The sequence below is a fragment of the Caballeronia sp. LZ001 genome, assembly GCF_031450875.1.
GTDB lineage: Bacteria > Pseudomonadota > Gammaproteobacteria > Burkholderiales > Burkholderiaceae > Caballeronia.
Genome location: NZ_JARTVX010000004.1, coordinates 5121825 through 5142252, shown reverse-complemented (window position 1 = coordinate 5142252; position 20428 = coordinate 5121825). Strand labels below are relative to the sequence as shown.

Genomic DNA, 20428 nt, shown 5'->3' with positions numbered 1-20428 from the left:
AGTGGGTTAGGCGTTGCTTGAGCGTGGATCAAAGGCTCGCGATGACATCTTCGAGCTGCGTGCGGATATCGTCGATGGGCCGGCTCGAATCGACGATGAAAAACCGCTGCGGCGATTCGGCCGCGCGCCGCAGATATTCGGCGCGCGTGCGCTTAAAAAATGCCTCCGATTCGCTCTCGAACTTGTCCGGCGCGCGCGCGGCCGAACGGCGTTCGCTCGCGGTCTCCGTCGGAATGTCGAACAGAACGGTAAGGTCCGGCTGAAAACCGCCCTGCACCCAGCGTTCCAGCGCTTCCAGCTTGTCGCGCGGCAGACCGCGTCCACCGCCCTGATAAGCAAAGGTGGCATCCGAAAAACGGTCCGACAGCACCCAGTCGCCATGCGCGAGCGCCGGTTCGATGACCTGCGCGAGATGCTCGCGGCGCGCGGCGAACATGAGGAGCGCCTCGGTTTCGAGGTCCATTGGCTGATTCAGCAGAATGCCGCGCAACGTTTCGCCGAGCGGTGTGCCGCCTGGCTCGCGCGTCATCACGACCGAGCGCGCGTGCGCGGCGAGTTTTTCGGCGAGCCGCTCGCGAAACCACTCCAGATGCGTGGTCTTGCCCGCTCCGTCGATACCCTCGAATGTAATGAACTTGCCCCGCGCCATTCACTGACCCCGGATGTATTTGTCGACGGCCTTGTTGTGGTCGCCCAGGTTGTCGGAAAAGATGCTGCTGCCGTCGCCGCGCGACACGAAATAGAGCGCATTGCTCGCGGCGGGATTGAGCGTCGCGGTGAGCGCGGCCACACCGGGCAGCGCGATCGGCGTGGGCGGCAAACCCATGCGCGTGTAGGTATTGTACGGAGTGTCGGTCTGCAGATCCTTTTTCTTCAGATGCCCGCCGTAAGCCGGACCGAGGCCGTAGATGACGGTCGGGTCGGTCTGTAGCGGCATGCCGATCCGCAGCCGGTTGGCAAACACCGCCGCCACCAGCGGCCGGTCGGTTGCGCGCCCCGTCTCCTTCTCGACGATCGACGCCATGACGAGCGCCTCGTAAGGCGTCTTGTAAGGCAAATTCGGCGAGCGCGTGTTCCAGGCTTCGGTGAGCCGCTGCTGCATGATCCGGTACGCGCGCTTGTAGACCGTGAGGTCGCTCGTGCCCTTGTCGAAAAGATAGGTATCCGGGAAAAACAGTCCTTCCGCCGATGCCTTGTCCACCTCGGGCGCGCCGATTGCACGCAAGAGGTCCGTGTCGGACATGCCGGCGGTGTCGTGCGCGAGCGCGGGGTTGGCGTCGAGTTCGGCGCGCATTTTTTGCAACGTCCAGCCCTCGATGACGGTGGCCACGTACTCGTTGACGTCGCCGCGCGCGATCTTTTGCAGCACTTCATACGGTGTCACGCCGCTTTTGAACGCGTAATTGCCGGATTTGAGCTGCGACGAAAGCCCGAGCACGCGCGTCATCAACACGAAAAGCTCGGATTCGACCGGCACGCCGCCGCGAATCAACTGGGCGCTGACGCTGCGCAAGCTGCTGTGAGGCTTGATGGTGACGTCGAGTTCGGCGGGCGTGAGGTTCATTGGCCGATTGGCCCAGTAATAAACGCCACCTGCGAGCGCCGCCGCGAGCACCGCGACGATCACCACCGCCACGACGCATTTCTTGAAAAGGGACATGCCAGACACACTAGGAATAAGACCAATATAATAACTTGCCCGCCTGCGCCCCGGTCAGTTTGACCGGCCGGACCGACTGACAGGATTGACCGCACTTGACGCCATGAATTCCCAAACCCAGCTTTCCCCCGGTTCTGCTCCAAGCGCCATTCCCGCCGACGACTTCGAAGCCGTGAAGACAGCGGGCGCTTTCGTGCCGCTCACGCAGTTCGGCGTGATCGACATCAAGGGCGAAGATGCCGCTTCGTTCCTGCACAACCAGGTCACCAACGACGTCCAGCATCTCGACGCATCCACGGCGCGCCTCGCGGGCTATTGCTCGCCGAAGGGACGCCTGCTGGGTTCGTTTCTCATGTGGCGTTCAGCCGATACCGTGCGTCTCTTGATCTCGCACGATGTCCAGGCGCCCGTGCAAAAGCGTCTGTCCATGTTCGTGCTGCGCGCAAAGGCGAAACTGAGTGACGCGACGCCGGAACTCGCGGCAGTCGGCTTTGCGGGCGATGTGCGCGCGGCACTCTCCGGCATCTTCGATGCGTTGCCCGACGGCGTGCATGTCAAGGTGGAAGGTCCGCATGGCGCGCTGATTCGTGTGCCGGATGCGGCGCATCGGCCGCGTTTCCTGTGGGTCGGCCCAAGGGCCGATATCGAAGCACGACTGCCCGAGCTCGGCGAGAAGTTGCGGCGCGCGGGACCGGCGCTGTGGGACTGGCTCGACATCCACGCGGGCGAGCCGCGCATCACGCAGGCGACGACCGAGCAGTTCGTCCCGCAGATGGTCAACTTCGACGTGCTGGGCGCGGTGAACTTCAAGAAGGGTTGCTATCCGGGACAGGAGATCGTCGCGCGCAGCCAATATCGCGGCACGATCAAGCGACGCACGGCGCTCGCGCACGGCGAATCGGCCACGCCGGGCGCCGAGCTGTTCCATTCGGCCGATCCCGGTCAGCCTTGCGGCATGGTGGTCAACGTGGCGCCGGCCGAAGGCGGCGGCGTGGATTGTCTTGTGGAGATCAAGCTGGCGTCGCTGGATAACGGCTCGGTGCACGTCGGCGCCGCCGATGGCCCCGCGCTCGAATTCGTGCCGCTGCCCTACGCCTTTCCTGCCGACGCCTGAACGCCATGTGCCTGATCGTCTTCGACTGGCAACCCCAGGCCGCGCCCGCCAACGGCCGCGCGCTGCTGACGCTGGCGGCGAATCGCGACGAGTTCTTCCGCCGCGAGACCGACCCGATGCATTGGTGGACCAACGCGCCCGGCGTGCTCGCGGGCCGGGATCTGACGGGCGGCGGCACGTGGCTTGGCGTAACGCGCGACGGGCGCTTTGCTGCGCTGACGAACTATCGCGCGCCGAGCGAGATGCGGCCGGATGCGCCCACGCGTGGCACGTTGGTCAGCGAATATTTGACGGGCGAGCGCGTCGAGCCTTTGAAGTATCTCAAGCGCGTTGCCCTGGAAGGTCATCGGTACAACGGCTTCAATTTACTGTGCGGGGATTTAACACGACGTGAGCTCGGCTGGTACGGCAATCGCGCCGATGCCGAGCCGGTTTTGCTCGAAGCGGGCGTGCATGGGTTGTCGAACAGCTTGCTGAATACGCCGTGGCCGAAGCTCGTCGCCCAGCGCGATGCTTTACGCGATTTGATTCACGCCGATGAGCGGCCATCGCTCGACGAGCTGATCGAAACCTTGCGTGACCCGCGTATCGCCGACGATCACGTCTTGCCATCCACTGGCCTTTCCATCGAGCGTGAACGCGTGTTGTCGGCGGCGTTTATCGAGAGCGATGGATACGGCACGCGCGGGACGACGGCGTTGCAAGTGTTGCCGCTGACGCATGGTATGGAGCTGCATGTCAAGGAACGCAGTGACGATGACGGTTCGCACAAGGTCGTGCGGCCGGGGGATTTTGTGCGGGCGTTCGGGTTTGAGGTGGCGTGACGCATGATCGCCGCGACCCACGTTTCAACAGTAAGAGCACTATCAAGGTAATCGCAATGGCGACAAATTTGCCATGTACTTTTCAGAATCTAATCAAGCCCTCACCCCAACGCCTTCCTCAACGCAGCCACCGCATCCGCATGCGCCCGCGCCACGTCGCGAACAAACCCGCCCATCTTGAAGAACTCGTGAATCATCCCTTCATACCGCATCAGTTCCACCGATACGCCCTGCGCTGAAAGCTTCTCCGCGTAAGCGACATCTTCATCGTAAAGCGGATCATGATCCGCAGCCGCGATCCACATCGGCGCCACGCCACGATAATCCGGCTGCCCGCCCGCCGCATCCAGCGGCGCAAAACGCCAGTCGTCCCGGTCGCGTTCATCGCGCACGTACTGCTCGAAGAACCATTGAATCGTCTCTGCGCTCAGCAAGTACCCTTCGGCAAGCCGCGCATGCGATTCGCTTCGCTGCCACGCGCTCGTCCCCGGATAAATCAGCATCTGCAATTGCAAGGCGATGCCTGCATCGCGCGCCAGCACCGAACACACCGTCGCGAGCGTGCCGCCCGCGCTGTCTCCACCAATCGCGATGCGAGCCGGATCGATCCCCAACGTGGACGCCTCTCGCGCGAGCCATTGCAAGGCGTCGAAGGCATCGTTCACGGCGACCGGAAACTTGTGTTCGGGCGCAAGCCGGTAATCGACAGATACCACCGCGCAGCACACGTCATGCGCGAACTTGCGGCACAGCGCGTCGTGCGTCTCGATGCTTCCCACCGTAAAGCCGCCGCCATGCAGATACATGAGCGCGCCAAGCGGCTCCGCCCAATTCGGCTCGATCGGATAATACGCACGCACACGAATGGACCCGCCATCGCGCATAGGAACGGGAAGATCTTCGACACGCGCCATGGGCAACGGCGCGACATCGAGAATGGGCGCGCTCATCGCATAGGCGGCGCGCGCTTCTTGCGGCGTGAGCGTGTGATAAGGCGTGCGCCTCGCGCGTGCGATCATCTGCAAGACTTGCGCGACCTGGGGATTGAGCTGCATTGTCATGCCGATGCCGAGGTCAACGCGACTTGAGCGACATGGGATCGCTCGGGTCGCGCAGCTGCGCGATGTCGTCCAGCCGCAGCTGCACCGAAGGCATGATGTTCGGATGCGTGACCACATAAAAACGATTCGCGCGGATAGCGTCGAAGGTCAGTTCGGCGACATCCCGCGCCGATAGCTTGCCGTGCTCCACCGCCTTTGCCAGTTGCCGCGCCGCGAGCTTCTGCGACGCCGTCATCTCTTCGTCGTTGACGAGCGCGCAGGGCCGCGCGCGTTCGGCATCGGCGATACCGGTCGGCACGAACGCCGGACACAACAAGGACACGCCGACCGACGCGCGCGCGAGCCGCAGATCGTGATGAAGCGTCTCGGTCATGGCCACGACCGCATGCTTCGACGCGTTATAGACGCCCATTGCGGGCGCGGCGAGCAGCCCCGCGACCGAAGCCGTGTTGACGATATGCGCCGGTTCGTTCTGGGCCAGCATGATCGGCGTGAACGCGCGAATGCCGTTGGCAACACCCATCACGTTGACGCCGAAGACCCATTGCCAGTCGTTCGCGCTGCTCTCCCAGATGAAGCCGCCAGCGCCCACGCCCGCGTTGTTGAAGAGCAGATGCGCGCCGCCGAAGGCATCGAGCGTAGCGCGGGCGAGTGCATCGACGTCCGCGGGATTCGAGACGTCCGTTCGCACGCCGCGCGCCTCGGCGCCTCGTTCGCGCAGCGATGTCACGGTGGCATCGAGCGCGGTGGCGTCGATATCGGCGAGTACGAGCTTCATGCCGAGCGCCGCGCCCTTTAGCGCAAACTCGCGGCCGAAGCCGCTCGCCGCGCCAGTGATCACGGCGACTTTTCCTTCGAAGCGGTCCAAGCGGGCTCCTTTCTCGCGTGGTGTGGTACTCGGCGCGTCAGATGAGCTTGACGAGCTGCTTGCCAAAGTTCTTTCCGCGCAAAAGACCGAGGAACGCTTCAGGCGCATTTTCCAGTCCCTGCGCAATGATCTCGCGGTAGATCAGCTTCTTGGTCGCGACGCGTTCGCCGAGTTCCTTCAACGCTTGCGGCCACAATTCCATGTGCTCGCTCACGATGAAACCCTGCAGCTTCAGACGCTGCGTGAGCAGAATGCGCGGCGCCTGCAGCGGCAATGGCTTGCCGTCGTAGCCCGAGATCATGCCGCACAACGCAATGCGCCCGTGTGCGTTCATGCGCGGCAACACGGCATCGAGCACTTCGCCGCCGACGTTTTCGAAATAGCCATCGATGTCATCGGGCGCTGCGGCTTTCAGCTCGTCGTACAAATGGCCCGCCTTGTAGTCGATGCATGCGTCGAAGCCCAGCGTCTCGACGACATAGCGGCACTTCTCGGCGCCGCCCGCAATGCCGATCACGCGGCAGCCCGCAGCCTTCGCCAGTTGCCCGACCACGCTGCCGACCGCGCCGCTTGCCGCGCTCACGGCGACCATATCGCCAGCCTTCGGTTCGATGATGCGATTCAGGCCATACCAGGCCGTCACGCCCGGCATGCCGACCGGGCCGAGATACGCGGACAGCGGAACGTGCGTGGTATCGACGGCATAAAGACCCGTGCCGTCCGATGTCCCGTATTCCTGCCAGCCGTACATGCCGACCACGTTGTCGCCGACCTTGAACTTCGGATTGCGCGACTCGACCACTTCACCGACCGTGCCGCCGATCATCACTTCGTTCAACGCCTGCGGCGCGGCGTATGACTTGGCATCGCTCATGCGCCCGCGCATGTACGGATCGAGCGACAGATAGTGATTGCGCACGCGCAGCTCGCCTTCCCGCAGCGGCGCAAGCGGTGTTTCGACGAGCCTGAAATTGTCGGTCGATGCCTCGCCTTCCGGTCGCGATACCAGCAAAACCTGGCGATTCTTCTGAGCGTCTGCCATTGCGAATCCTCCTGTTCGGAATGAATCAAGCGTCGCTCGGTCCCGGCGTGGCCTTGGGATCGGAACGCATTTTCTGTTTCACGATATCGCGGCCCACTGCGAGCCTGCGCATGTATTTGAACGTGCCTAGCGCCTTGGCGACGAAATGCCCTTCGCTGTCGCGCACTTCGCCTTCGCAATACGCCATGGTGGTGGAGCGATGCAGCACGCGCCCGATGCCGCGCAATTCACCGCGTCCCGGCTGCATGAAGTTCACCTTCATCTCGACGGTAACGACGCCGATGCCATTGCCCGCGAGACTGCGCGCGGCGAGTGCCAGCGCGGAATCGAGCAAGGTCATGGTGACGCCGCCGTGCGCGATGCCCCACGTGTTCAAATGCGCATCTTCGAGCGCGAGCCGCACTTCCGCTTCGCCGTCGGCGGCCTTGACCAATTCCACGCCGAGCGAGTCGATGAACGGGCTTTCGATGGCGACGTCATGTGGCTTGTCGGTCATGGTCGTCACACTTCGTAGTCGACGCATTGACGGTCTTCGCGCACCGCGGCAATGAAGTCTTTCAGCGCCACGTGCTTCGGATGCACCTGATAGGCAACGAGCGCCGCTTTGTCGTCGAAGTCGGAGACGAGCACGACATCGTAAGTGCAGTCGAAACCCGGTTGCGCCGTACCGACCTCGAAGTGTCCCTGCCCCTTAACGATGCTGCGGCAGGTTTCGAGCTTCTCCTTGAGCTTCTGCGCATTCTCCGCGCGGCTCGCGCCTTCCGCCGACTCCTTCAGCTTCCACATGACGATGTGACGTAACACGGCAACTCCTGGTCAAGAAAACGATTAAGGCAGAAGCGTAGCAAAGATTCGACGGTAGCTTCGGAGGCTCACGCGAGCAAATAATCGGAGCGTATGCGTTCGACACCCGCGTCGCGCATTTCGCGCCACGCTCGATCAAGCGAGCCGTCGAGATCGATCGCGCGGCACGCGTCTTCTATCACGCTCACTTCGAAGCCCGCGCGACGCGCATCCAACGCGGACCACGCAACGCAATAATCCGTCGCCAGCCCCGCGACCCATACGCGCTTCGCACCGACGTCGCGCAGATAGCCTGCAAGACCCGTGGGTGTCACGCGATCCGCTTCGAGAAACGCGGAGTAGCTGTCGACATGTTCGTGATGCCCCTTGCGGATCACGAGCCGCGCGTGCGGTAATTGCAGGCCGCGATGTAGCGCCGCGCCCTCGGTGCCCTGCACGCAATGCACCGGCCACAGCACCTGTTCGCCGTAAGGCATTGTCATCATGTCGAAGGGCGCCCGTCCTTCGTGATTCGCCGCGAACGAGACATGCGAGCGCGGATGCCAGTCCTGCGTCAGAACGACATGCGAGAACGCGCGCGCCAGGCGGTTGATGACGGGCACCACCTCATCGCCTTCCTTCACGGCGAGCGCGCCGCCGGGCATGAAATCGTACTGCACGTCCACGACGAGTAAAACGTCTTCTACGGGTTTCATCATGCTCATCTTCAAGGGTTGAACCGGCCGTTGACCGCCGCGAGTTGCGTCACGCGGGCGGCGGGCTGCCATGCGTCGCCGTTGGGCTGTTGCGCATAGCGGCGCATGGCGCGTTCCACGGCGGCGAGGCCGATGGTGTTGGCGTAGAACATCGGGCCGCCGCGCCAGAGCGGGAAACCGTAACCCGTCAAATAGACCATGTCGATATCCGAGGCCTTCGAAGCGATGCCGTCTTCGAGAATACGCGCGCCTTCGTTGACGAGCGCGAGCATGAGCCGCTCGACGATTTCATCGTCCGCGATATGCCGTCTTTCGATGCCTGCTTCCTTCGAATACGCGACGATCATGTCGTCGACCGCTTGTGATGGCAGCGCATCGCGCTTGCCTGGCTCGTAGTCGTACCATCCCGCACCGGTCTTTTGTCCGAAGCGGCCCGCTTCGCACAGCCGATCCGCGATTTTCGAATAGCGCAGCTCGGGCTGCTCGACATAACGGCGCTTGCGAATGGCCCAGCCGATGTCGTTGCCCGCAAGATCGCTCATGCGAAACGGCCCCATGGCGAAGCCGAAATCTTCGATTGCACGATCGATCTGCGCGGGCAGCGCGCCTTCCTCCAGCATGAAAAGCGCCTGCCGCAAGTACTGTTCGACCATGCGGTTGCCGATGAAGCCATCGCATACGCCCGAGACTACGGCCGTCTTCCTGATCTTCCGCGCGAGTTGCATGACGGAGGCGAGCACGTCCTTGTCCGTTTTCGCGCCGCGCACCACTTCGAGCAGCTTCATCACGTTGGCGGGACTGAAGAAGTGCGTGCCGATGACATCGCCCGGACGTTTCGTGAACGCGGCGATTTTGTCGAGATCGAGCGTCGATGTGTTCGATGCGAGAATCGCGCCGGGCTTCGCGACTTCATCGAGGCGGCGGAAGACTTGCTCCTTCACGCCCAGGTCTTCGAATACCGCTTCGATGATCAAGTCCGCGTGCGCGAGGTCCGCATAATGGAGCGTCGGTTGAATGAGGGCCATGCGTTCATCGACCTCATCTTGCGTGAGCTTGCCCTTCTTCACTTGCGCTTCGTAATTGCGGCGCACGTTCGCCAAACCCCGGTCGAGTGCGTCCTGTTTCGTTTCGAGCAGCACAACGGAAAACCCCGCGTTAATGAAGTTCATGGCGATGCCGCCACCCATCGTGCCCGCGCCGATCACGCCGATGCGCTCGATCTTTCTGACGGGCGTGTTCGACGGCACATCCGCGATCTTGGACGCCGCGCGTTCGGCGAAGAACGCGTGCCGCAGCGCGCGGCTTTCCGGTGTCTGCACGAGCGCGAGAAAGCATTCGCGCTCGAAGGCGAGCCCGCGTTCGAAGCCTTCTTTCAGGCCTTTTTCGATGGCATCGATGCACTTGTGCGGTGCCGGAAAATGCTTCGCCGTCGCGATGGCGTTCGCGCGCGCGGCCTGGACGATTCGATCGGCATCCGTGTGTTCGATGGGGCGTTCGCGCACTTGCGGGTGCATGCCGTCACGCTTGGCGACGTGCTGAGCGAAACGCACGGCGCCATCGAGCAAGTCGCCTTCGATCATTTGGTCGAAGAGCGCGGTATTCGCGAGTCGTTCGGCTAATACCGGCGTCCCCGACACGATCATGCCAAGTGCCCTTTCGAGGCCAACCACGCGCGGCAACCGTTGCGTGCCGCCCGCGCCGGGCAGGAGGCCGAGCTTCACTTCGGGCAGCGCGATCTGCGCGCCGGGCGACGCCACGCGGAAATGCGCGCCGAGCGCGAGTTCGAGGCCGCCGCCCATCGCCACGGCGTGAATCGCCGCGATCACCGGCTTCGCGCTGCCCTCGATTGCTTCGATGACCGTCTTGAGCGTCGGTTCTTGCGTCGCCTTCGGCGTATTGAATTCGGTGATGTCCGCGCCGCCCGAAAACGCCTTGCCGGCGCCGATCACGACGATGGCGCGCACGTTGTCTTCGTCACGCGCGCGCTCGATGCCTTCCACGATGCCAAGCCGTGTCGCGTGCCCGAGGCCGTTCACCGGCGGGTTGTCGAGTGTGATGACGGCGACGCCGTCGTGGATCGTGAAGTGCACAGCCATGAAGATGTCTCCCGTTCGCGCGTCTTTGGCGAGGTCATTGTGAGTGATCGACGCAGAATACACAAAGGAGAACGATCGTTCAAATGCGCGTCGTCCGGCGAATGAAAACGCCCCGGATCGACCGGGGCGCGAGGTCAGCCGGAAGCGCTGGTATCAAGATGTCTTCTCACCCTTCTCCGGCAGCACATGCTCACGATACAACGCGCGCAGCCGCACCTTCTGCAGCTTGCCCGTCGCCGTATGCGGCAACTCGTCGGCGAACACGACATCGTCCGGAATCCACCACTTCGCGACCTTGCCCTCGAAATGCGCGAGCAAATCCTCACGCGTGATGGTCGCGCCCGGACGCAGCACGGCGACGATCATCGGCCGCTCCGTCCACTTCGGATGCGAGCACGCAATGCACGCCGCCTCCGCCACCTGCGGATGCGACACCGCGATGTTCTCCAGATCGATCGAACTGATCCACTCGCCGCCCGACTTGATCACGTCCTTGCTGCGATCGGTGATGTTCATGAAGCCATCGGCGTCGATGGTCGCGACATCGCCCGTCGGGAACCAGCCGTCGATGAGCGGCGACTCGTCGCGCCGGAAATAGCGGTCGATGACCCACGGTCCGCGCACGTGCAGATCGCCGAACGACTGGCCGTCCCAAGGCAGTTCGTGGCCGTCGTCGCCGACCACTTTCATATCGACGCCAAAGAGCGCGCGCCCCTGCTTTTCGAGCGAGATGCGCTGTTCCTCGGCCGAACGCTGCTTCTGCCGGAAACTCAGCCGCGCGAGCGTGCCGAGCGGCGACATCTCCGTCATGCCCCACGCATGAATCACCTGCACGCCGTAGTCTTCCTCGAAGGTCTTCAGCATGGCGGGCGGACACGCCGAGCCGCCGATCACCGTGCGCTTCAAGGTCGAAAAGCGCAAATCGTTCTGCTTCATGTAGGCGAGGAGCGCCAGCCATACGGTCGGCACGCCCGCCGAATAGGTGACGCCTTCCGCTTCCATCAACTCGTAGAGCGACTTGCCGTCGAGGTCCTTGCCGGGGAACACCAGCTTCGCGCCGACGAGCGGCCCCGCATGCGGAATGCCCCACGCGTTGACGTGGAACATCGGCACGACGGGCAGGATGGAATCGCTCGATGAAGCGCCCATCGCATCGGGCAAGGCCGCGCCATAAGCATGCAGCACCGTCGAGCGATGCGAATACAGCGCGCCCTTCGGATTGCCCGTCGTTCCCGACGTGTAGCAAAGAAACGATGCCTGACGTTCATCGAGCATCGGCCATTCGTAGACGCCATCCTGTTCGCCGACGAGACTTTCGTAGCTCATCACCGGCACGCTCAGGTTCGAAAGATGCTGCTCGATGCAGGCGGCATCGCCGAGTGCGATCCAGCCTTTCACGTTCGGACACTGCGGCGCGATCATCTCGACGAGCGGCGCGAAGGTCATGTCGAACAAGACGTACGAATCGTCGGCATGATCGATGATGAACGCGACCTGATCCGGAAAGAGACGCGGATTGATGGTGTGGCACACGGCGCCCATGCCCGCCACGCCGTAATAGCACTCCAGATGCCGGTAGCCGTTCCAGGCCAGCGTGCCGATGCGCTCGCCCTGCTCCACGCCGAGCGCGATCAAGGCCTGCGCGAGTTGCTTCGCGCGCTTCTCGCAATCGCGGTAGGTGTAGCGATGGATATCGCCTTCGATACGCCGCGACACGATTTCCGTATCGCCGAAGTGGCGCGAGGCATGGGACAACAGGGACGACGCGAGCAACGGTATTTCCATCATCTGGCCGTAAAGCGGCGACGTCATGGGTGATTTCCTCGGTGAGTCGGTTGGCGAGTCTGGGCTCGAGTCATTGGATCGGTCATTGGCTTTGCGCCGCCCGATGCCCGGCCGGGCGCGGCCCTGCAGGCCCGCGGGCGCGGATTTACAATATCGTTTAACCAAAAGGCGCTCAATATGTCGTTTTCCCCAAGCAATGCCGTGCGTGCAGCGTCCGGCGAGAAGGCTTCCGGCGCTGATTCCATGGACGCCATCGCCGCCGCGATCAAGGTTGGCCAGCCCGGCTCGTTCGCGGCGCTCGGGGCCGCGTTTCTGACGCGCCTTCCCGCCACGCCGGTGCCCGATCCTTATCTCGTCGCGATCTCGCGCGAAACGGCGGACATGCTCGGCATCAATCCGGATGTCGCGGAAGGCAGCGAGCAAAAGCGCTTTGCCGAATACTTCGCCGGCAATCCCACGCGCGAATGGCCCGCCGGCGAACTGCCTTACGCAGCGGTCTATTCGGGGCATCAGTTCGGCGTGTGGGCAGGTCAATTGGGCGATGGCCGCGCACTTACACTCGGCGAGATCGAGCCAGACGCCGATCGGGACCATGACGGCACACGCTTCGAACTTCAGCTGAAGGGCGCGGGCCGCACACCGTATTCCCGCATGGGCGATGGCCGCGCCGTGTTGCGTTCGTCGATCCGCGAATTCCTGTGCTCCGAAGCCATGCACCATCTGGGCATTCCCACGACGCGCGCGCTCGCCATCGTCGGCTCCGATATGCCGGTGCGGCGCGAGAGCATGGAAACAGCGGCGATCGTCACGCGCGTCGCGCCGAGCTTCGTGCGCTTCGGGCATTTCGAACACTTCTATTCGAACGACCGCGTCGACGATCTCAAAGCGCTTGCCGATCACGTGATCGAGCGCTTCTATCCGCATTGCCGCGATGCCGACGATCCCTACCTCGCGCTCCTCGACGAAGCCGTGCGCAGCACCGCCGATCTGATGGCGGAGTGGCAAGCCGTCGGCTTCTGTCACGGCGTGATGAACACCGACAACATGTCCATTCTCGGTCTCACGATCGACTACGGCCCGTTCGGTTTCATGGATGGCTTCAACGCGCATCACATTTGCAACCACACGGACACGCAAGGGCGCTATTCGTACAGCCGTCAGCCGCAGGTCGGCTATTGGAACCTGTTTTGTCTGGCGCAGGCGCTGGTTCCGCTCGTCGGCGCGAACCTGCCGGAAGAAGACCGTGCGCAACGCGTGGTCGAGGAAGCGCAGAAGGTTCTCGAACGCTACAAGGCGCGCTTCGGCCCTGTGTTCGAAGCGAAGATGCGCGCCAAGCTCGGCCTCGAAATCGCGCGCGAAGGCGATGACAAACTCGCCAACGGTCTCCTCGAAATCATGCACGCGAACCGCGCGGACTTCACGCTCACGTTCCGGAACTTGTCGAAGCTCGCGAAATCCGATACCTCGAACGATTCGCCCGTGCGCGACCTCTTTCTCGACCGCGCCGCTTTCGACGCGTGGGCGGTGCAGTATCGCGAACGTCTCGCGCACGAAACGCGCGACGATACGGATCGCGCGGCCGCGATGAATCGCGTGAATCCGAAGTACGTGCTGCGTAATCACCTGGCCGAACAGGCGATTCGCCAGGCGAGCGAAAAGGATTACACCGAAGTGGCGCGGCTTCTCGACGTGCTGCGCCGTCCCTACGACGAACAACCCGAATACGAAGCCTACGCCGGCCTGCCACCCGACTGGGCGAGCGATCTGGAAGTGAGTTGTTCTTCTTAGGATCGCCCCAAAATAGCTGGCCTGATCCGTTTTTCCGACTTTCGGCCGATAAAAGGAATGATATGAGCAGAGACGACACCACCGACAACACTGGCGCCACGGCGTATCCGCTGCAAATGGACGATGCGGCGTATCGCAGCGAACTCAACGACATGCAGTATCAGGTCACGCGCCACGCGGCGACCGAGCGCCCGTTCTCCGGCGAATACTGGGACCACTTCGAGCGCGGCGTGTATGACTGCGTGTGTTGCGGCACGCCGCTTTTCGAATCCGCGACCAAGTTCGACGCGGGCTGCGGCTGGCCCAGCTACTTCAAGCCGATCAACGGCGAAGTGATCGAAGAGAAGACCGACCGCTCGCACGGCATGCTGCGCATCGAAGTGCAGTGCAAGAACTGCGGCGCGCACCTCGGCCACGTCTTCGAAGACGGCCCGGCGCCCACCGGTTTGCGGTATTGCATCAACTCGGCTGCGCTACAATTCGAATCCAAGTAAGCGCGGGCGGGTTGTGGCGGGCTAATCAATAAGCCCGTGCATAATTTTCTGCCGCATGGAACGCCCGCTTCTCGAGAGCGGGCGTTCGTTTCGCGCGCCGCAGCCTGCTCGCTGCCCACCTCATCGCCACGCCAATGAAATTTCTGTTCGATCTGTTTCCGATCATCCTGTTTTTTGTCGCATTCAAGATCTGGGGCATCTATACGGCAACTGCCGTGGCCATCGCGGCGACGCTCGTGCAGATCGCGTGGGTGGCGTTCCGCCATCGCAAGGTCGATCCAATGCTGTGGGTGAGTCTCGGCGTGGTCGTGGTGTTTGGCGGCGCGACGCTCGTGCTGCACAACGATACCTTCATCAAATGGAAGCCCACCGCGCTTTACTGGCTCTTCGCCGTGGCGCTGATCGTCGCGCAACTCGGCTTCAAAAAGAACCTCATCGAAGCGATGATGGGCAAGCAGATCGTCCTGCCGCATCGCGTGTGGGGACAATTGAACGTGGCGTGGGCGGTGTTTTTCGCGCTGCTCGGTATCGTCAATCTCGTGGTGGCGTTTCACTTCACCACGGACCAATGGGTCAACTTCAAACTCTTCGGCGCGACGGGGTGTCTCGTGGCGTTTATCGTCGCGCAAAGCTTCTGGCTCGCCAAATACATGAAGGAGGATGGTCAATGAACGCTTCCTTCGATTTTCCGAACGCGAGCGCGGCCGACAAGATCGCGCATCTCGAAGCGCGCCTCGAAGCGGCGCTCGAACCGCAAACCGTGCATATCGAAGACGACAGCGCGGCGCATGCCGGGCATGCCGGCGCGGCTTCGGGCAGTCATTACACGGTCACGGTCATCGCCGAATGCTTCGCGGGCCGCGCGCGAGTGGCGCGGCATCGACTGGTGTATGATGCGCTGGCCGCGGAAATGCAGCATGGCGTGCACGCGCTGGCCATTCGGGCTTATACGCCGCAAGAGTTCGCAGAACAATTCGAATAGACTCCGCGCGGGCTTTGGCGCCTGATTGCCGCGCTTTTGCCTCGCCTCTCCCGCGTGTCGAATCACTCAGCTTCTTCCAGATCAACCTCTCAATCAAGCGCCTTTCGAGGTCGCTCGTTGCTCAGTTAGGAACCTCCGATGACTTTGAAAAAAACCCGCGTCTGGGTCTTGCTGGCTGCGTTCGCCGCGGCTCCCGCGTTTGCGCAGAACATCGCCGTCGTCAATGGCACGCCGATTCCCACGTCGCGCGCCGATGCGCTCGTGAAGCAACTCGTCCAGCAGGGTCAGCAGGATTCGCCGCAATTGCAACAGGCGGTGCGCGAGGAACTCATCAACCGCGAAATCCTGATGCAGGAAGCGTCGCGCGAAGGCCTGCCCATGCGTCCCGACGTGAAGGCGCAGATCGCGGTCGCGCAACAGACGGTCGTGCTGCGCGCGATGATCGAAGACTTCGTCAAGAAGAACACGCCGACCGACGCCGAGATCCAGGCGCGCTACGAGCAACTCGTGAAGCAGACGGGCGGTGGCAAGGAACTGCATCTGCATCACATCCTCGTAGAAAGTGAAGCGCAGGCGAAGGACTTGATCGCGAAGATCAAGGGCGGCGCGAGCTTCGAGGACTTGGCGAAGCAATACTCGAAGGACCCGGGATCGGGCAAGAACGGCGGCGATCTAGACTGGTCCGCGCCGCAAGCCTACGTGCCGGAATTCGGCGCCGCCGCCGAGAAGCTCAAGAAGGGTGAAGTAACGCCGCAGCCGGTGAAGACGCAATTCGGCTGGCACATCATCCGTCTGGACGATACCCGCGACGTCGCCCCGCCGCCGCTGGAACAAGTGAAAGCGCAGATCGCGCAGCAGATTCAGCAAGAGAAGCTGCAGGCGTTCGAGGAAGGGTTGCGGAAGAAGGCAGTGGTGAAGTAAGAGCGCTGATCGCCCTTCGTCGCTGTCGGACAAAGCCGCCTTCGGGCGGCTTTGTCGTTTTCGGTGCGTGTCTGCAATCGGCAAAAAAACACCCCGAAAAACCACTTCGGGGTGCTCTCATCCCACCGATACAACCGAACCTCACCCCATGAACCGCCGCGCGTTCTGAAACACGCGCAGCCACGGACTGCCGTCAGTGGTCCAGTCATCCGGTGTCCAGCTCATTTGCACATTGCGATGCACGCGCTCCATATGCGGCATCAAAACGGTGAAGCGGCCGTCGGGCGTCGTGACCGACGTGATGCCTTGCGGCGAGCCGTTCGGGTTGAACGGATACTGCTCCGTCGCGCGGCCGTGATGATCGACGAAACGCATGGCGACGAGTGCCTTCGCGGCATCGCCCTGTTGCGAGAAATCGGCGAAACCTTCACCATGCGCGACCGCCACCGGAATGCGCGAGCCTTCCATGCCGCTAAAGAAGATCGACGGCGAACTCTCCACTTCCACGAGCGAGAAGCGCGCTTCGAACTGCTCGGACTTGTTGCGCGTGAACTTGGGCCACGCCTCGGCGCCGGGGATGATTGACGCCAGGTTCGACATCATCTGGCAGCCGTTGCAGATGCCGAGCGCGAAGGTATCGGCGCGGCTAAAGAAGGCGGCGAACATATCGGAAAGACGCGGGTTGAAGCGAATGGTCTTGGCCCAGCCTTCGCCCGCACCCAGCACGTCGCCATACGAGAAGCCGCCGCACGCCACCGCGCCCGCGAAGTCGGCGAGTGTCGCGCGGCCTTCGAGCAGATCGCTCATATGTACGTCATGCGCATCGAAGCCCGCGCGGTCGAATGCATACGCGGTTTCGAGATGCGAGTTCACGCCCTGCTCGCGCAGGATCGCCACGCGCGGACGCGTGTTCGTCGCGATGAACGGCGCGGCGACGTCTTCCGCCGGATCGAAGGTCAACACGGGCGACAAGCCGGGATCGGCGGCATCGAGCAATGCGTCGTATTCGGCGTCGGCACAAGCGGGGTTGTCGCGCAGACGCGCGATGCGCCAGCTCACCTCGCTCCATGCGCGCTGCAACTCGGTACGCGGCGCATCGAAAATCTTCTTCGCGTCGCGATAGATCTCGACCGTGTCGCGCTCGTTCGGCTTGCCGATGACATGCGCGCACGCCGACAAACCATGCCCGCGCAACGCGCCGAGCACGGCATCGCGATCCGCCGCGCGCACTTGCACCACCGCGCCGAGTTCTTCCGTGAACAGCGCGCGGATCGTGCGGTCGTCGCGCCGGCCGCTCGTCTGCTTGGTCCAGTCTTTCGCGTCGCCGTAATCGGATTCGTGGTCGGCATCGAGTGTCAGCATGTCGACGTTGAGCGACACGCCCACGTGCCCCGCGAACGCCATCTCGCAGACCGTCGCCCACAGGCCGCCGTCCGAGCGGTCGTGATAGGCAAGCAGCTTGCCGTCGGCGTTGAGCGCCTGAATGGACGCGAAGAAGCGCTTGAGGTCTTCGGGATCGTCGACGTCGGGCACGGCATCGCCCACTTGCTGCGTCACTTGCGCGAGGATGCTGCCGCCCATGCGATTGCGCCCGCGCCCCAGATCGATGGCGATCAGCACCGTATCGGCATCCGCGACGAGTTGCGGCGTGAGTTGACGGCGCACGTCCTCGACCGGCGCGAACGCCGAGATGATGAGCGACACCGGCGACACCACTTCCCGTGAGCCGCCGCGTGCGTCCTGCCACTTGGTGCGCATCGACAGCGAATCCTTGCCGACCGGAATGCTGATGCCGAGCGCCGGGCACAGTTCCATGCCGATGGCCTTCACCGTGTCGTAGAGCGCCGCGTCTTCGCCCGCGCTGCCGCACGCGGCCATCCAGTTGGCGGAGAGCTTGAGCTTGCTCAACGATTCGATCGGCGCGGCAGCGATATTCGTCACTGCTTCGCCCACTGCCATGCGGCCGGATGCGGGTGCGTCGATGATGGCGAGCGGCGTGCGCTCGGCCATCGTCATGGCTTCGCCGCGATAGCCCGCGTAGTCCATGGTCGTGATGGCGCAATCGGCCACCGGCACTTGCCACGGGCCCACGAACTGGTCGCGCGCCGTCGTGCCGCCCACCGAACGGTCGCCGATGGTGATGAGAAACGACTTGCTCGCGACGGTCGGGTGCTTGAGCACATCGACGGCGACTTCCGAAAGCTGCAGGCCGGTGACATCGACCGGCGTGAAGCTCGGATGTTCGCGCGCAACGTCGCGATGCATTTTCGGCGGCTTGCCGAGCAGCACATCCATCGGCATGTCGACGGGTTCCTGACCTTCGTTTTCATCGTCGATGAGTTCGAGGTCGCGCTCGTCCGTCGCCAAGCCGACCACTGCCACCGGGCAGCGTTCACGCTCGCAGATTGCCTCGAAGGCCGGCAGATCGGCGGGCGCGATGGCCAGCACATAGCGCTCTTGCGCTTCGTTCGACCAAATTTCGCGCGGCGACAGTCCGCTTTCCTCGAGTTGTACCTTACGCAGTTCGAAGCGCGCACCCTTGCCCGCGCCATCGACGAGTTCGGGGAACGCATTCGAAATGCCGCCCGCGCCGACGTCGTGAATCGACAGAATGGGGTTGTGCTCGCCCAGTTGCCAGCACGAGTTGATGACTTCCTGCGCGCGGCGTTGAATTTCAGGATTGCCGCGCTGCACGGAATCGAAGTCCAGCTCGGCGGTGTTCGCGCCCGTGGCCATCGAACTCGCCGCGCCGCCGCCCATGCCGATGCGCATGCCCGGTCCGCCGATCTGGATCAGCAGCGTGCCCGCCGGCAGATCGTTCTTGTGCGTGTGCTGGTCCGAGATATTGCCGATGCCGCCCGCGATCATGATCGGCTTGTGATAGCCGCGCACGCGGCCCGCGACGTTCTGCTCGAAGGTGCGGAAGTAGCCACCCAGGTTCGGACGGCCGAATTCGTTGTTGAATGCCGCCGCGCCGATGGGGCCGTCGATCATGATCTGCAACGGCGACGCAATGCGATCCGGCCGGCCATACGCCTCATGCGTTTCCGACGGATTGCGCGAGACGAGCGGCGTGGCGGCATCGCGGGCGTTTTCCCACTTCTGACGCGCATCGGGCAAATCGAGGTTCGATACCGTGAAGCCCGCGAGACCGGCTTTCGGACGCGCGCCGCGACCGGTCGCGCCTTCGTCGCGGATTTCGCCGCCCGAGCCCGTTGCCGCGCCCGCGAACGGCGAGATCGCGGTCGGGTGATTATGCGTTTCGACCTTCATCAGCGTGTGCGTCAACTCGACCTTGCGCTGATACTGCTCGCTCTCGCCGCGCGGAAACCAGCGCTCCGCGACGCCGCCCGCCATGATCGCCGAGTTGTCCGAGTACGCGACGATCGTGCCTTCGTGATTCAGCTTCTCGGTGTTGCGGATCATGGCGAAGAGCGACAGATCCTGCTTCTCGCCGTCGATGGTCCATTCGCCGTTGAAAATCTTGTGGCGGCAATGTTCGCTGTTGGCCTGCGCGAACATCATCAGTTCGACGTCGGTCGGATTGCGGTTGAGGCTTTTGAAGGCATCGACGAGATAGACGATCTCGTCTTCCGCGAGCGCGAGGCCCAGTTCCGCGTTGGCCGCTTCGAGCGCCGAACGCCCGGCGCCGATGATATCGACCGTCTGCAAAGGCTTGGCGGGCAGTTCGTCGAAGAGATGCAGCGCCTGATCGCGCGAGGCCGCGACGCTTTCGGTCATGCGGTCGTGCAACGCGTCGGCAACGGCGGCGCGCGCTTCGTCCGACAGGGTTTTCCTGCCGCCGAGCAGACCGCTCTTCAGGACGACCGTGTATTCGACGCCGCGCTCGATACGCCGCACTTGCGTGAGGCCGCAATGATGTGCGATGTCGGTCGCCTTGCTCGCCCACGGCGACACCGTGCCGAAACGCGGCACGACCAGAAACGTTTCGGCGTGGCCGCGTCCCTTGCCTTCTTCGAGCGGCGCACCGTAGTGCATCAGCGCGTGGATGCGGTTGCTGTCCTCATCGGAAAGCGGTTCGACCGAATTCACGAAGTGCAGAAACTGGCCGCGCACGCCGACGATGTTCGCGTCGATGCGCGCGAGCGTCTCGAGGAGGCGGGTCTGACGGAAATCGGAGAGGGCCGAAGCGCCGGGGAAACACGAGAAGTGGGCCATTGTGACGGTGCGTCGATGACGTCTGTGTGCCGCTAGGTGCCGCGCTCGAAACGCCGGAAACGGCCACGAGCGTGGATGAGCGACGTGAGGCGAAAGGAAGACCGCGATTATACCC

The 20428-nt window shown here is 63.2% G+C and carries 18 protein-coding genes; 7 read left to right on the top strand and 11 right to left on the bottom strand.

The window, feature by feature from the left end; translation table 11 throughout:
* Positions 1 to 28: 28 nt before the first annotated feature.
* Together tmk and mltG are read right to left on the bottom strand one after the other, a co-directional pair.
* Complete coding sequence (gene tmk / locus P9292_RS35140) at positions 29 to 649, bottom strand: dTMP kinase (RefSeq protein WP_244827898.1); 621 nt, start codon at positions 647 to 649, stop codon at positions 29 to 31.
* A complete protein-coding gene (gene mltG / locus P9292_RS35135; RefSeq protein WP_250464856.1) occupies positions 650 to 1660 on the bottom strand; it encodes an endolytic transglycosylase MltG in 1011 nt (336 codons plus the stop codon).
* A gap of 85 nt (positions 1661 to 1745) precedes the next feature.
* Here mltG and P9292_RS35130 point away from each other — a divergent pair, with 85 nt between their 5' ends.
* Both P9292_RS35130 and P9292_RS35125 read left to right on the top strand, forming a co-directional pair.
* Complete coding sequence (locus tag P9292_RS35130) at positions 1746 to 2774, top strand: YgfZ/GcvT domain-containing protein (RefSeq protein ID WP_409015341.1); 1029 nt, start codon at positions 1746 to 1748, stop codon at positions 2772 to 2774.
* A 5-nt stretch (positions 2775 to 2779) separates the two neighbouring features.
* Entirely contained in the window at positions 2780 to 3598 is an 819-nt protein-coding gene (locus P9292_RS35125) for an NRDE family protein (RefSeq protein WP_309963717.1), read from the top strand.
* Positions 3599 to 3699: 101 nt separating this feature from the next.
* Here P9292_RS35125 and P9292_RS35120 read toward each other — a convergent pair whose 3' ends face one another.
* From P9292_RS35120 to P9292_RS35085, 8 genes are all read right to left on the bottom strand, one after another.
* Entirely contained in the window at positions 3700 to 4653 is a 954-nt protein-coding gene (locus tag P9292_RS35120; RefSeq protein ID WP_309963715.1) for an alpha/beta hydrolase, read from the bottom strand.
* A 19-nt stretch (positions 4654 to 4672) separates the two neighbouring features.
* On the bottom strand, positions 4673 to 5527 hold the full coding sequence (locus P9292_RS35115) for an SDR family oxidoreductase (RefSeq protein WP_309963713.1): 855 nt from the start codon (positions 5525 to 5527) through the stop codon (positions 4673 to 4675).
* Positions 5528 to 5564: 37 nt separating this feature from the next.
* On the bottom strand, positions 5565 to 6569 hold the full coding sequence (locus tag P9292_RS35110) for an NADP-dependent oxidoreductase (protein ID WP_309963711.1): 1005 nt from the start codon (positions 6567 to 6569) through the stop codon (positions 5565 to 5567).
* Between the two features lie 25 nt (positions 6570 to 6594).
* Positions 6595 to 7065 carry a PaaI family thioesterase gene (locus P9292_RS35105; RefSeq protein WP_244827907.1) on the bottom strand — a complete coding sequence of 157 codons (471 nt, stop codon included), beginning with the start codon at positions 7063 to 7065 and terminating at the stop codon, positions 6595 to 6597.
* A 5-nt stretch (positions 7066 to 7070) separates the two neighbouring features.
* Complete coding sequence (locus P9292_RS35100) at positions 7071 to 7373, bottom strand: Dabb family protein (RefSeq protein ID WP_244827908.1); 303 nt, start codon at positions 7371 to 7373, stop codon at positions 7071 to 7073.
* A 68-nt stretch (positions 7374 to 7441) separates the two neighbouring features.
* Entirely contained in the window at positions 7442 to 8068 is a 627-nt protein-coding gene (pncA, locus tag P9292_RS35095) for a bifunctional nicotinamidase/pyrazinamidase (RefSeq protein ID WP_250509136.1), read from the bottom strand.
* 11 nt (positions 8069 to 8079) lie between these two features.
* Positions 8080 to 10164 carry a 3-hydroxyacyl-CoA dehydrogenase NAD-binding domain-containing protein gene (locus P9292_RS35090; protein ID WP_309963709.1) on the bottom strand — a complete coding sequence of 695 codons (2085 nt, stop codon included), beginning with the start codon at positions 10162 to 10164 and terminating at the stop codon, positions 8080 to 8082.
* A 153-nt stretch (positions 10165 to 10317) separates the two neighbouring features.
* Positions 10318 to 11976, bottom strand: coding sequence for a 3-(methylthio)propionyl-CoA ligase (locus tag P9292_RS35085; protein WP_250464839.1), 1659 nt, complete (start codon positions 11974 to 11976; stop codon positions 10318 to 10320).
* 150 nt (positions 11977 to 12126) lie between these two features.
* On the opposite strand from P9292_RS35085, the gene P9292_RS35080 reads away from it, so the two are divergent.
* The 5 genes from P9292_RS35080 (at position 12127) to P9292_RS35060 (ending at position 16134) form a co-directional block, all read left to right on the top strand.
* Complete coding sequence (locus tag P9292_RS35080; protein ID WP_409015339.1) at positions 12127 to 13737, top strand: protein adenylyltransferase SelO; 1611 nt, start codon at positions 12127 to 12129, stop codon at positions 13735 to 13737.
* Between the two features lie 62 nt (positions 13738 to 13799).
* Positions 13800 to 14231 carry a peptide-methionine (R)-S-oxide reductase MsrB gene (msrB, locus tag P9292_RS35075; protein WP_309963707.1) on the top strand — a complete coding sequence of 144 codons (432 nt, stop codon included), beginning with the start codon at positions 13800 to 13802 and terminating at the stop codon, positions 14229 to 14231.
* A 134-nt stretch (positions 14232 to 14365) separates the two neighbouring features.
* Entirely contained in the window at positions 14366 to 14902 is a 537-nt protein-coding gene (locus P9292_RS35070) for a septation protein A (RefSeq protein WP_244827912.1), read from the top strand.
* Complete coding sequence (locus P9292_RS35065) at positions 14899 to 15213, top strand: BolA family transcriptional regulator (RefSeq protein WP_244827913.1); 315 nt, start codon at positions 14899 to 14901, stop codon at positions 15211 to 15213. Before P9292_RS35070 ends, P9292_RS35065 begins: the two co-directional genes overlap by 4 nt.
* Positions 15214 to 15351: 138 nt before the next feature.
* Positions 15352 to 16134 (top strand): peptidylprolyl isomerase, encoded by a 783-nt coding sequence (locus tag P9292_RS35060; RefSeq protein WP_244827914.1) that lies wholly within the window; start codon positions 15352 to 15354, stop codon positions 16132 to 16134.
* A 141-nt stretch (positions 16135 to 16275) separates the two neighbouring features.
* On the opposite strand, the gene purL is transcribed toward P9292_RS35060, so the two are convergent.
* Positions 16276 to 20313 (bottom strand): phosphoribosylformylglycinamidine synthase, encoded by a 4038-nt coding sequence (gene purL / locus P9292_RS35055; RefSeq protein ID WP_309963704.1) that lies wholly within the window; start codon positions 20311 to 20313, stop codon positions 16276 to 16278.
* Positions 20314 to 20428 lie beyond the last annotated feature (115 nt).